Source organism: Kitasatospora sp. SC0581 (assembly GCF_048159585.1).
Classification (GTDB): domain Bacteria; phylum Actinomycetota; class Actinomycetes; order Streptomycetales; family Streptomycetaceae; genus Kitasatospora.
Window position 1 is genome coordinate 208,831 of sequence record NZ_JBLRWA010000007.1, and the last position, 12,859, is coordinate 221,689.

11 protein-coding genes are annotated in these 12,859 nt (G+C 71.8%); 1 reads left to right on the forward strand and 10 read right to left on the reverse strand.

Annotated elements, in window-relative coordinates; translation table 11 throughout:
- Positions 1-37: 37 nt before the first annotated feature.
- From mihF to pyrR, 9 genes are all read right to left on the reverse strand, one after another.
- The gene (gene mihF / locus ACLWS4_RS14985; RefSeq protein WP_030056187.1) at positions 38-364 is read right to left on the reverse strand and encodes an integration host factor, actinobacterial type; all 327 of its coding nucleotides are present in this window, start codon (positions 362-364) and stop codon (positions 38-40) included.
- 515 nt (positions 365-879) lie between these two features.
- Positions 880-1,710 carry an orotidine-5'-phosphate decarboxylase gene (pyrF, locus tag ACLWS4_RS14990; protein ID WP_416874361.1) on the reverse strand — a complete coding sequence of 277 codons (831 nt, stop codon included), beginning with the start codon at positions 1,708-1,710 and terminating at the stop codon, positions 880-882.
- Between the two features lie 44 nt (positions 1,711-1,754).
- On the reverse strand, positions 1,755-2,858 hold the full coding sequence (locus tag ACLWS4_RS14995; protein ID WP_117487142.1) for a quinone-dependent dihydroorotate dehydrogenase: 1,104 nt from the start codon (positions 2,856-2,858) through the stop codon (positions 1,755-1,757).
- Positions 2,859-2,947: 89 nt separating this feature from the next.
- A complete protein-coding gene (carB, locus tag ACLWS4_RS15000; RefSeq protein ID WP_117487143.1) occupies positions 2,948-6,256 on the reverse strand; it encodes a carbamoyl-phosphate synthase large subunit in 3,309 nt (1,102 codons plus the stop codon).
- The gene (carA, locus tag ACLWS4_RS15005) at positions 6,249-7,406 is read right to left on the reverse strand and encodes a glutamine-hydrolyzing carbamoyl-phosphate synthase small subunit (RefSeq protein ID WP_117487144.1); all 1,158 of its coding nucleotides are present in this window, start codon (positions 7,404-7,406) and stop codon (positions 6,249-6,251) included. Before carA ends, carB begins: the two co-directional genes overlap by 8 nt.
- Positions 7,403-7,966 (reverse strand): hypothetical protein, encoded by a 564-nt coding sequence (locus ACLWS4_RS15010; protein WP_416874362.1) that lies wholly within the window; start codon positions 7,964-7,966, stop codon positions 7,403-7,405. The genes carA and ACLWS4_RS15010 overlap by 4 nt, the downstream gene beginning before the upstream one ends.
- Complete coding sequence (locus ACLWS4_RS15015; protein WP_049651358.1) at positions 7,966-9,267, reverse strand: dihydroorotase; 1,302 nt, start codon at positions 9,265-9,267, stop codon at positions 7,966-7,968. Before ACLWS4_RS15015 ends, ACLWS4_RS15010 begins: the two co-directional genes overlap by 1 nt.
- Positions 9,264-10,253, reverse strand: a complete 990-nt coding sequence (locus ACLWS4_RS15020; protein WP_049651357.1) for an aspartate carbamoyltransferase catalytic subunit — start codon at positions 10,251-10,253, stop codon at positions 9,264-9,266. Before ACLWS4_RS15020 ends, ACLWS4_RS15015 begins: the two co-directional genes overlap by 4 nt.
- Positions 10,254-10,258: 5 nt before the next feature.
- Positions 10,259-10,882, reverse strand: a complete 624-nt coding sequence (gene pyrR / locus ACLWS4_RS15025) for a bifunctional pyr operon transcriptional regulator/uracil phosphoribosyltransferase PyrR (protein ID WP_049651356.1) — start codon at positions 10,880-10,882, stop codon at positions 10,259-10,261.
- A gap of 329 nt (positions 10,883-11,211) precedes the next feature.
- Here pyrR and ACLWS4_RS15030 point away from each other — a divergent pair, with 329 nt between their 5' ends.
- Positions 11,212-11,715: a transcriptional regulator gene (locus tag ACLWS4_RS15030; RefSeq protein ID WP_030056198.1), complete on the forward strand. Its 504-nt coding sequence runs from the start codon at positions 11,212-11,214 to the stop codon at positions 11,713-11,715.
- A 148-nt stretch (positions 11,716-11,863) separates the two neighbouring features.
- Here ACLWS4_RS15030 and ACLWS4_RS15035 read toward each other — a convergent pair whose 3' ends face one another.
- Entirely contained in the window at positions 11,864-12,778 is a 915-nt protein-coding gene (locus tag ACLWS4_RS15035; protein WP_143204534.1) for a hypothetical protein, read from the reverse strand.
- Positions 12,779-12,859: the final 81 nt, after the last annotated feature.

Sequence of the window (12,859 nt, forward strand, 5' to 3'; positions counted from 1 at the left end):
CCGGATCGCGGGGGATCCTGGGACCACGGGGGCACGGTCAGGCGGCGCCACCGCCGAACTCCCGCTCCAGGGAAGCGATCTGGTTCGTACCGAGGCCGCGGACACGCCGGCTCTCACTGATGCCGAGGCGCTCCATGATCTGCTTGGCGCGGACCTTGCCGACGCCGGGAAGGGACTCGAGCAGAGCCGAGACCTTCATCTTGCCGATCACGTCGTTGTCGGCCTTGCCGGCCTTGATCACCTCGTGCAGGGAGGCGCCGGAGTGCTTGAGCCGGTTCTTGACCTCGGCGCGCTCCCGGCGAGCCTCGGCGGCCTTGGCGAGCGCGGCGGTGCGCTGTTCAGGGGTAAGGGGCGGAAGGGCCACGCCGTTCACCTCAGGGTGTGGATGGATGGATTGAGCTAGGACTGGTTCGGTACCGAGGACACCGTCCGCAAGGGGAACCACAAGGCCCTGACCTGCGGGAGCCACGGAAATCGCGGCTCGCCGATGACCTATCGCCGGACACTACCCGGATTGCGGCGCCACGTCAGGAAAAGAACACGAAAAGTCCTGGTCAGCCAAGGCCGACCAGGACTTTCCAGGGCAAAATGACCGCGATTGCGAGACTTTGGCGGGGCCGATGTGACGGCGCTCACGTCAACTCGGCGGCCACCGCGCGGTCCTGCGGACACTCCGCAGGGTCACCACCCCGCTACCTGAAGGACGGGTTCCGCTACCAGGACCCGTCTTGCCGATCACTCCCGGGTCCGCGACGCCGGGGCACGCACCTCGCCGCGTTGTCGTCGGTCGCCGATGCTCCGCATGGACTCCCTCCTCCGCCTTGCGATGCACGCACCCCAACGCCGCGCCCTGATCCGGGCTGACCGGCAGGACGGGCCCTACACGGCCCCCGCGAACTCCCCGACGAAGCGCTCCGCCGCCGCGCGCAGCGCCGGCACCGAGGGACCGTGCTTGAGCACGTCGCGGCTGACGCTCGGCACCACGTTCATCACCGAGGCGCCGAAGACCCGCGGCAGGTCCGCCATGGTCGCGCCCTGGGCGCCGATCCCGGGGGCCAGCAGCGGGCCGTTGATGGCCAGGTCCACGCCCGCGTCGGCCAGCGTCGCGCCGACGACCGCGCCGAAGGAGCCGAGCGGCGCGGCGCCCGCGTTCTCGGCCGCCAGCTGCCGCAGCACCGAGGCCGCGACCGGCTCGCCGTCCGCGCCCACCGCGCGCTGCACCTCGGCGCCCTCGGGGTTGGAGGTGAGCGCCAGCGCGAACACGCCGCAGCCCTGCTCCCGGGCCAGGTCCAGGGCCGGGCGCAGCGAGCCGAAGCCCAGGTACGGGCTGACCGTCACCGCGTCCGAGAACAGCGGGCTGCCCGGCGACAGGAAGGCCTCGGCGTACGCGGCCATGGTGGAGCCGATGTCGCCGCGCTTGGCGTCCATCAGGACCAGCGCGCCGGCCGCCCGGGCCTCCTCGACGGTGCGCTCCAGCACCGCGACGCCCTTGCTGCCGAAGCGCTCGAAGAACGCGGCCTGCGGCTTCAGCACGGCCACCCGGTCGGCCAGCGCCTCGACCACGGTGCGGCTGAAGGACTCCAGCCCGGCGAGGTCGTCGCCGAGCCCCCAGGCGGCGAGCAGGGAGGCGTGCGGGTCGATGCCGACGCAGAGCTGGCCGCGGGTGTCGAGGGCCTGGCGCAGCCGGGCGCCGAACGGGGCGAGGGTCATGTCGTCCTTTCCAGGACCGGTGGGTCCAGAACCGATGGGGGTGTTCACGAGCCGCGGACGGCGCTGCCGACGGCGTCGGCCAGGCTGCGGAAGCCGCCCGCGCGGACCTTGGCGGACAGGCCCTTGTGGATCCGCCGGCACCAGAACGGGCCCTCGTAGATGAAGGCGCTGTAGCCCTGGACCAGGTCGGCGCCGTGGACGATCCGCTGCCAGGCGTCCTCGGCGGTCTCGATGCCGCCGACCGAGACGAGGGTCAGCCGGCCCCCGGTGCGGGCGCGCAGCCGCTGGAGGACCTCCAGGGCGCGGGCCTTGAGCGGGGCGCCGGACAGGCCGCCCATGCCGATCTCCTCGACCCGCGCGGCGTCGGCGCGCAGGCCCTCGCGGCCGATCGTGGTGTTGGTGGCGATGATGCCGTCCAGGCCCAGCTCCAGGGCGAGGTCGGCGACCGCGTCGACGTCCTCGTCGGCCAGGTCGGGGGCGATCTTGACCAGCAGCGGCACGTGGTGCGCGGTGGTGCGGTCGGCGGCCTCGCGGACGGCGGAGAGCAGCGGCCGCAGGTGGTCCACGGCCTGGAGGTTGCGCAGCCCGGGGGTGTTCGGCGAACTGACGTTGACCACCAGGTAGTCGGCGTACTGGGCGAGCCGCTCGGTGGACTTCACGTAGTCGGCGACGGCGTCGGCCTCCTCGACCACCTTGGTCTTGCCGATGTTGACGCCGAGCACCGGGGTGGAGCTGGTGTGCGGGCGGGCGGCCAGCCGGGCGGCGACCCGGGCCGAGCCCTGGTTGTTGAAGCCCATCCGGTTGATCAGCGCGCGGTCCTCGACCAGGCGGAACAGCCGGGGCGCCGGGTTGCCGGGCTGGGCCTCGCCGGTGACGGTGCCGATCTCGACGTAGTCGAAGCCGAGCATCGACAGGCCGTCGATGCCGACGCCGTTCTTGTCGAAGCCGGCCGCCAGGCCGAACGGGCCGGGCAGGTCGAGGCCGAGGGCGCGGGTGCGCAGGGCCCGGTCGCGCGGGGCGAGCACCAGCCGCACCAGGGTGCGCAGGCCGGGCACCGAGGAGGCGAGGCGGATCCAGAAGAAGGCGAGGTGGTGGGCCTTCTCGGGGTCCATCCTCTTGAAGAGCAGGTCGAACAGAAGCTTGTACAAGGGTGGTTCAACTCCCGGAGCGGATAACGGGCTTGCTCATGGAAGTGGGGGGCACCCGGCTGGCTCCGGTGCCCCCCACTGCGGTGGTGCTACTTGCGGCCGGCGTTGATCAGCTCGGCGTGCTCCTGGAGCGACATCACCCCGACCTCGTCGCGCAGCAGCGCGTCCATGCCCTGCACGGCCGCGCCCATCGCCTGGACGGTGGTCAGGCAGGGCACCGCGCGGGCCACGGCCGCGGTGCGGATCTCGTAGCCGTCGAGGCGGCCGCCGGTGCCGTACGGCGTGTTGATGATGAGGTCGACCTCACCGTCGTGGATCAGCTGGACGATGGTCCGCTCGCCGTTCGGGCCCTCGCCCTCGCTGTGCTTGCGCACCAGCGTGGACGGGATGCCGCCGCGGTGGAGCACCTCGGCGGTGCCGGCGGTGGCGAGCACCTCGAAGCCGAGGTTGACCAGCGCCCGGGCCGGGAAGACCAGGTTGCGCTTGTCCCGGTTGGCCACCGAGACGAAGACCTTGCCCTTGGTCGGCAGCGCGCCGTACGCGCCGGACTGCGCCTTCGCGTAGGCGGTGCCGAACACCTTGTCGATGCCCATGACCTCACCGGTCGAGCGCATCTCCGGGCCGAGCACGGTGTCCACGCCGCGGCCGTGGATGTCGCGGAAGCGGCTCCACGGCATCACGGCCTCCTTGACCGCGATCGGCGCGTCGGCGGGCAGCGTGCCGCCGTCGCCCTCGGCCGGGAGCAGGCCCTCGGCGCGCAGCTCGGCGATGGTGGCGCCGAGCGAGATCCGGGCGGCGGCCTTGGCCAGCGGCACGGCGGTCGCCTTGGAGGTGAACGGGACGGTCCGGGAGGCGCGCGGGTTGGCCTCCAGCACGTAGAGGATGTCCCCGGCCATGGCGAACTGGATGTTGATCAGGCCGCGGACGCCGACACCGCGCGCGATGGCCTCGGTGGAGGTGCGCAGGCGCTTGATGTCGTAGCCGCCGAGGGTGATCGGGGGCAGCGCGCAGGCGGAGTCGCCGGAGTGGATGCCGGCCTCCTCGATGTGCTCCATGACGCCGCCGAGGTAGAGCTCGGTGCCGTCGTAGAGGGCGTCGACGTCGATCTCCACCGCGTCGTCGAGGAAGCGGTCGATGAGCACCGGGTGCTCGGAGATCAGGCCCGCGTGGCGCTCCAGGTAGGAGGCGAGCGAGGCCTCGTCGTAGACGATCTCCATGCCGCGGCCGCCGAGCACGTAGGACGGGCGGGCGAGCACGGGGTAGCCGATCTCGTCGGCGATCGCCTTGGCCTCCTCGAAGGAGAAGGCGGTGCCGTGCTTGGGGGCCGGCAGGCCGGCGTCGCGCAGGACGCGGCCGAAGGCGCCGCGCTCCTCGGCGAGGTCGATCGCCTCGGGCTGGGTGCCGGCGATCGGCACGCCGTTGTCCTTCAGCGCCTGGGCCAGGCCGAGCGGGGTCTGGCCGCCGAGCTGGACGATCACGCCGGCGAGCGGGCCGGCCTGCTGCTCGGCGTGGACGATCTCCAGCACGTCCTCCAGGGTGAGCGGCTCGAAGTAGAGCCGGTCGGAGGTGTCGTAGTCGGTGGAGACGGTCTCCGGGTTGCAGTTGACCATGACGGTCTCGTACCCGGCGTCGGCGAGCGCGAAGGAGGCGTGCACGCAGGAGTAGTCGAACTCGATGCCCTGGCCGATGCGGTTCGGGCCGGAGCCCAGGATGATCACGGCGGGCTTGGTGCGCGGGGCGACCTCGTTCTCCTCGTCGTAGGACGAGTAGAAGTACGGGGTCTTGGCGGCGAACTCGGCGGCGCAGGTGTCGACGGTCTTGAACACCGGGCGGATGCCGAGGGCGTGCCGCACCTCGCGGACGACGTCCGGCTTCAGGCCGCGGATCTCGCCGATCTGCTGGTCGGAGAAGCCGTGCCGCTTGGCGTGGCGCAGCAGCTCGGGGGTGAGCTCCTCGGCCTCGGCCAGCTCGCCGGCGATCTCGTCCAGCAGGAAGAGCTGGTCGACGAACCACGGGTCGATCTTCGTGTACTCGAAGACCTCCTCCGGGGTGGCGCCGGCCCGGATGGCGTCCATCACGGTGTTGATCCGGCCGTCGGTCGGCACGGTGGCCTTGACCAGCAGCTCGGTCTTCTCCCCGAGCGGACCGGTCCAGTTGAACTGGGAGCCCTTCTTCTCCAGCGAGCGCAGCGCCTTCTGCAGGGCCTCGGGGAAGTTGCGGCCCATGGCCATCGCCTCGCCGACCGACTTCATGGTGGTGGTCAGCGTGGCGTCGGCGCTCGGGAACTTCTCGAACGCGAACCGCGGCACCTTGACGACGACGTAGTCGAGGGTCGGCTCGAAGGAGGCCGGGGTCTGCTCGGTGATGTCGTTGGGGATCTCGTCCAGGGTGTAGCCGACGGCCAGCTTGGCGGCGATCTTGGCGATCGGGAAGCCGGTGGCCTTGGAGGCGAGCGCCGAGGAGCGGGAGACGCGCGGGTTCATCTCGATGACGATGACCCGGCCGTCCTCGGGGTTGACGGCGAACTGGATGTTGCAGCCGCCGGTGTCCACGCCGACCTCACGGATGACGGCGATGCCGATGTCGCGCAGGATCTGGTACTCGCGGTCGGTGAGCGTCATCGCCGGGGCGACGGTGATCGAGTCACCGGTGTGGACGCCCATCGGGTCGAAGTTCTCGATGGAGCAGACGACCACGACGTTGTCGTTCTTGTCGCGCATCAGCTCCAGCTCGTACTCCTTCCAGCCGAGGATGGACTCCTCCAGGAGCACCTCGGTGGTCGGCGAGAGGGTCAGGCCCTGGCCGGCGATGCGGCGCAGGTCCTCCTCGTTGTGGGCGAAGCCGGAGCCGGCGCCGCCCATGGTGAAGGAGGGGCGGACGACGACCGGGTAGCCGCCGAGCGTGTCGACGCCGGCCAGCACCTCGTCCATGGTGTGGCAGATGACCGAGCGGGCGGACTCGCCGTGGCCGATCTTGGCGTTGACGGCCTCGACGACGCCCTTGAAGAGCTCGCGGTCCTCGCCCTTGTTGATCGCCTCGACGTCGGCGCCGATCAGCTCGACGCCGTACTTCTCCAGCGTGCCCGCCGCGTGCAGCGAGATCGCGGTGTTGAGCGCGGTCTGGCCGCCCAGGGTCGGCAGCAGCGCGTCGGGGCGCTCCTTGGCGATGATCTTCTCGACGAACTCCGGGGTGATCGGCTCGACGTAGGTGGCGTCGGCGATCTCCGGGTCGGTCATGATCGTGGCCGGGTTGGAGTTGACCAGCACGACCCGCAGGCCCTCGGCCTTGAGGACCCGGCAGGCCTGCGTACCCGAGTAGTCGAACTCGGCGGCCTGGCCGATCACGATCGGACCGGAGCCGATCACCAGGACGGACTTGATGTCAGAGCGCTTAGGCACGCTGGCCCTCCATGAGCTTCACGAAGCGGTCGAACAGGTAGGCGGCGTCGTGCGGACCGGCGGCCGCTTCGGGGTGGTACTGCACGCTGAAGGCGGGGACGTCGAGTGCCTGGAGGCCCTCGACCACGTCGTCGTTGAGGCAGACGTGGGAGACCTCGACCCGCCCGTAGGGGGTGTCGCTCACCTTGTCCAGCGGGGCGTTCACGGCGAAGCCGTGGTTGTGGGCGGTCACCTCGACCGTGCCGGTGGTGCGGTCCTGCACCGGCTGGTTGATGCCGCGGTGGCCGTACTTGAGCTTGTAGGTGCCGAAGCCCAGGGCGCGGCCGAGGATCTGGTTGCCGAAGCAGATCCCGAAGAACGGGGTCTTGCGCTCCAGCACGCCCTGCGCCACGGCGACCTGGTGGTCGGCGGTGGCCGGGTCGCCCGGGCCGTTGGAGAAGAACACGCCGTCCGGGTTGACGGCGTAGAGGTCCTCCAGGGTGGAGTTCGCCGGCAGCACGTGCACCTCGATGCCGCGCTCGGCCATCCGCTGCGGGGTCATCGCCTTGATGCCGAGGTCCAGCGCGGCGACGGTGAACTTCTTCTCACCGATCGCGGGCACCACGTACGCCTCGGTGGTGGCGACCTCGGCGCACAGGTCGGCGCCCTTCATCTCGGGCGACTGCTGCACCCGGGCCAGCAGGGCGGCCTGGTCGGCCAGCGCCTCGCCGGAGAAGATGCCGCAGCGCATCGCGCCGCGCTCGCGCAGGTGGCGGGTCAGCGCGCGGGTGTCGATGCCGCTGATGCCGACGACACCCTGGTTGACCAGTTCCTCGTCGAGCGAGCGGCGGGAGCGCCAGTTGGAGGCGACCCGGGCGGGGTCGCGCACCACGTAGCCGGCGACCCAGATCTGCTTGGACTCGTCGTCCTCGTCGTTCCAGCCGGTGTTGCCGATCTGCGGGGCGGTCATCACGACCACCTGGCGGTGGTACGACGGGTCGGTGAGGGTCTCCTGGTAGCCGGACATGCCGGTGTTGAAGACCGCCTCGCCGAAGGTCTCGCCGATGGCGCCGTAGGCCTGTCCGCGGAACGTCCGGCCGTCCTCCAGGACGAGCACGGCAGGCACTCGTTCCCGCCGTTGGCGCTGCGTGGTGGGGGCAGGTGCGGTCATTGCGCGGCCTCTTCCGTCTTCGTCTTCGTACGTGTTGCGAGTTGGGCGACCGCCTCGACCCAGGCGGCGTGCTCATCGGGGTGGTCGGCCCGGAAACCGGAGTCCAGCTCGGCGCCCTCGTGCGTCCAGGTGACGACGAGCAGCCCGGAGGGGACGACCTTGCCGGCGATCCCGGAGTCCGTACGGGCACCGGTCAGGTGCTCGGCCGGGATCCAGAAGTCGACGTCGCCCGGGCGCTGCACCAGCAGGCCGTCCTCGCCGAGGGTGAGGTCGGCGCGGCTGCGGGTGCCCAGGCCGTGGGCGACGACCCGGTCCAGCCAGTTCCCGGCGGTGGTCGTGCCGTGGTACCGGCCGCTGGTCTCCAGGATGGTGCGCCCGGCGCGGGCCGGCACGGCCGGCAGCGGAGGCATCCCGGACTGCAGGGTGCGCCGCCAGTTCCAGCCCTGGCGCATCAGCCAGTAGACGAGGCCGATCACGATCAGCAGGCCGATGGACCAGCCGATGTACCCGGGCCAGTCGGTGACCTTCGCCTGCTCCTGGGCGAGCGTGGCGCGGTCCATCACGCCTCGCCCCGCTCGGCGAGCTCGCCGGCCAGCACGGTGGCGCGCCCGCGCAGGAAGGTGGCGTGCACCCGTCCGGGCAGGTCCAGGCCCTTGTAGGGGGTGTTGCGGCTGCGGGTGGCGAAGCTGTCCGGGTTCACGGCACCACGGTACGCGGGATCGAACAGCACCAGGTTGGCGGGCTCACCCACCGAGATCGGCCGGCCGTGGCCGGTGAGACGGCCGATCCGGGCCGGGCGGTGCGACATCCGGTCCGCGACGCCCTCCCAGTTCAGCAGGCCGGTGTCGACCATGGTCTGCTGCACGACCGACAGCGCGGTCTCCAGGCCGACCATGCCCATCGCGGCCACGGCCCACTCGCAGTCCTTGTCCTCGGCCGGGTGCGGCGCGTGGTCGGTGGCGACGGCGTCGATGGTGCCGTCGGCCAGCGCCTCGCGCAGTGCCCGGACGTCCTCGGCGGTGCGCAGCGGCGGGTTCACCTTGTAGACCGGGTCGTAGGTGCGGACCAGCTCGTCGGTGAGCAGCAGGTGGTGCGGGGTCACCTCGGCGGTGACGTCCCAGCCCTTGGACTTGGCCCAGCGGACGATCTCGACCGAGCCGGCCGTGGAGAGGTGGCAGACGTGCAGCCGGGAGCCGACGTGCGCGGCGAGCAGCACGTCGCGGGCGATGATCGACTCCTCGGCGACGGCCGGCCAGCCGCCGAGCCCGAGCTCGCCGGAGACCTGGCCCTCGTTCATCTGGGCGCCCTCGGTGAGCCGCGGCTCCTGGGCGTGCTGGGCGACGACGCCGTCGAAGGCCTTGACGTACTCCAGGGCGCGGCGCATCAGCACCGCGTCGTCCACGCACTTGCCGTCGTCGGAGAAGACCCGGACGTCGGCGGCGGACTCGTGCATCGCGCCGAGCTCGGCGAGCTGCTTGCCCTCCAGGCCGACGGTGACGGCGCCGACCGGCTGCACGTCGCAGTAGCCGGCCTCCTGGCCGAGCCGCCAGACCTGCTCGACGACGCCGGCGGTGTCGGCCACCGGGGTGGTGTTGGCCATCGCGTGCACGGCGGTGAAGCCGCCCATCGCGGCGGCCCGGGTGCCGGTGAGCACGGTCTCGGCGTCCTCGCGGCCGGGCTCGCGCAGGTGGGTGTGCAGGTCGACCAGGCCGGGCAGGGCGATCAGCCCGGTGGCGTCGATCTCGATGTCCGCTTCGACCGTCAGGCCGGTGCCGATCGCCTGGACGACGCCGTCGGCGAGGTGGAGGTCCTGCGGGGCGCCGCCCAGGATCTTGGCGTTGCGGATCAGGTAGCTGGTCACTGGGCGGTCTCCACGGAGTCGGTACGGGGGGTGTCGGTGGGCGCGTCGGCGAAGACGGCGCCGCCGAGCAGCAGGTAGAGGACGGCCATCCGGACGGAGACGCCGTTGGCGACCTGCTCGATCGCGGTGCAGCGCGGCGAGTCGGCGACCTCGGCGGTGATCTCCATGCCGCGGACCATCGGACCGGGGTGCATCACGATCGCGTGGTCCGGCAGCTGGGCCATCCGGCGGCCGTTCATGCCGTAGCGGCGGCTGTACTCGCGCTCGGTCGGGAAGAACGCGGCGTTCATCCGCTCGCGCTGCACCCGCAGCATCATCAGCGAGTCCGTCTTGGGCAGCACGCTGTCCAGGTCGTAGCTGACCTCGCAGGGCCAGTTCTCGATCCCGATCGGCAGCAGGGTCGGCGGGGCGACGAAGGTCACCTGCGCGCCGAGGGTGTTCAGCAGGTGGACGTTGGAGCGGGCGACCCGGCTGTGCAGGACGTCGCCGACGATGGTCACCCGGCGGCCCGCGAGGTCCTGGCCGGCGCCCGGGTTGAGGTGGCGGCGCATGGTGAAGGCGTCGAGCAGCGCCTGGGTGGGGTGCTCGTGGGTGCCGTCACCGGCGTTGATCACACTGCCGTGCAGCCAGTCGGACTGGGCCAGCCGGGCCGGGGCGCCGGAGGCGTGGTGGCGGATGACCACCGCGTCGGCGCCCATCGCCTGGAGGGTCAGCGCGGTGTCCTTGAGGCTCTCGCCCTTGGAGACCGAGGAGCCCTTGGCGGAGAAGTTGATGACGTCGGCCGAGAGCCGCTTCTCGGCGACCTCGAAGGAGGTCTTCGTCCGGGTGGAGTCCTCGAAGAAGAGGTTGACGACGGTGCGGCCGCGCAGCGTGGGCAGCTTCTTGACGGCCCGGCCGGAGAGCTGGGCGAGCTCCTCGGCGGTGTCCAGGATCAGCAGCGCGTCGTCGCGGCTGAGATCGGCGGCGGAGACGAGGTGGCGCTTCACGCGGGCTACTCCGGGAGGTGCGGTTCGGAAGACTGGGGGGCCAGGGCCTGCGAGGAGCGCTGGGCGAAGTCGCGGTCGCCGACCAGGACGGCGTCCACGCCGTCGCGGTCGGCGAGGCGCACCTGCACGGCCTCGCGCAGCGAGGTGGGGAGGTTCTTGCCCACGTAGTCGGCGCGGATCGGCAGCTCGCGGTGGCCGCGGTCGACCAGGACGGCGAGCTGGACGGCGCGCGGGCGGCCGATGTCGCTCAGCGCGTCGAGCGCGGCGCGGATGGTGCGGCCGGAGAAGAGCACGTCGTCGACCAGGATGACGAGCTTGCCGTCGATGCCGCCGGGCGGGATCTCGGTGTGCTCCAGGGCCCGGGCGGGCTTCAGCCGCAGGTCGTCCCGGTACATGGTGATGTCCAGGGAGCCCAGCGGGATCTCGCGCCCGGTGATCTGGGCCAGCCGGTCGTGCAGGCGGCGGGCGAGGTGGACGCCCCTGGTGTGGATGCCGAGCAGCACGACGTCCTCCGCGCCCTTGGCGCGCTCGACGATCTCGTGCGCTATCCGGGTGACGACCCGGGCGATGTCCGTGCCGTCGAGCACCTGGTGCGGCGGCCGCGGCGTGGGTTCGTGGTGTGTGGTCATGCCGAAGCGGACCTCCTTCCCCGCCTCACTGGACGGGCCTTAAAGGATGTCTGGGATGGCCCCCGCCGACCGGGCGCGGGCTTCGGTCATCCTACCAGCGCGCCGGACGGCAAACAGACGTCCACCATTCCGCTTCCCCGGGTTAACACTCCGGACGCGCCGCCGATGCGGGCCATTCGCACGACTGCCCCATTCGGCTTGACGCAACTACCTTACTCTACGTAACCTCACAGTGAGTTACGAGACGGACGTCGGACCCACCGGTAACGGCGTCGGCAATCGCCCGTGACCCACCACTGAACGCGAAGCAATCTCGTCCGGGGAGATCAATGTCCAGCGACTACGCGAAGCAACTCGGAGGCAAGCTCCGAGCGATCCGCACTCAGCAGGGTCTCTCCCTGCACGGTGTCGAGGAGAAGTCCCAGGGGCGCTGGAAGGCAGTCGTCGTCGGTTCGTACGAGCGTGGTGACCGTGCGGTCACCGTGCAGCGACTGGCCGAACTGGCGGAGTTCTACGGCGTCCCGGTCCAGGAGCTGCTGCCCGGCGGTACGCCCGGCGGCGCGGCCGAGCCGCCGCCGCGCCTGGTCCTCGACCTGGAGAGACTGACCCAGGTCCCCTCCGAGAAGGCCGGCCCGCTGCAGCGCTACGCGGCGACCATCCAGAGCCAGCGCGGCGACTACAACGGCAAGGTGCTGTCGATCCGCCAGGACGACCTGCGCACCCTGGCCGTGATCTACGACCAGTCCCCGTCGATCCTCACCGAGCAGCTGATCTCCTGGGGCGTGCTGAACCCCGACGCGCGCCGTGCGGTGCGCGAGGAGGATGCGAGCTGAGGCTCACCGCACCGGCTCCCGCCAGCGGATCCAGGCACAACCCAGCACTCGCGCCACTAGTGCTGGCAAGCAGAAACGTCACGGCGCGGCTCCCCAGACCGGGGGCCGCGCCGCGGTGTAGCCACACCACCCCGGGGCGGCGGAGGCGTCAGCAGACCGTCCCCAGGCTGTAGCCGGGCTGCGCCGCCACGCCGTCCAGCCGGACCGGCCGGTCGGCCGGGGCCCACTCCTGCCCGCCGCTCGACCAGGCCCAGGAGGCCGGAAGGTACTCCCCGCAGGAGGCCGCCGAGCCCTGCGAGCCGTGCAGCACCGCGACGCCCGGCAGCTCCAGGGCCAGCCCGGTGCAGAGCACCGCGCAGACCAGCTCCAGGTCCTCGTCGTTGATCCGGACCACACCGTCCTCCCACTGGAGCACCCGGGCCGCGGCGGTCAGCCCGCCGCCGGGCGCGTCCACCCGCAGGCGCAGCTCGTACACCCCGGCGCCCGCGCCGACCAGCATCCGCCGGAACACCTCGCCCCCGCGCTCGTAGGCGGCGCGCACCCAGGCGGCGTGCTCCTCGTCGGACGCGCCCGCGCCCCCGTACAGGCCCCCGTCGAGCAGCAGGTCGGCGTGGCAGAGCGTCAGCCCGTTCTCCCGGGCGCGCACCAGGCGCGGCACGAAGTCCCCGGCCAGCTCCTCGCCCTGATAGGCCAGCAGCTGGGTCTGCAGGGCCGGGTTGACCAGGTAGCGGTCGCGGGCCGCGGGCTCGGCCGGGTCCAGCCCGTTCAGCAGGCAGAACTCCTCGAAGTCCTGCGGGTGGAACGTCCGGGCCCGGACGGTGTCGAACCGCTCCAGCGCCTCGGCCAGCAGGTCGGCGGTGTCGGCCAGGTAGCGCTCGTGGTCGGGGGCGTCGGAGATCCCCCAGGCGCGGGCCCGGGCGAAGTCCGCGGCGTTGGTGAGCACTCCGATGACGAACGCCTGCTCGGCGCCCTCGACCCGCCGCGGCCGGTGCGACCGCACCACGGGCCGCGAGCCGCCGGCGGTGCAGTCGGAGTTACGGCGGGCGCGCCCCAAATGACTCATCGGTGGCTCCTGGCTTCAGGGGAGGACGGTCGGCGGCAGGCGTGCCGCTGACCGTCTTCCTCCCCATCCGCGCGCGTCGCA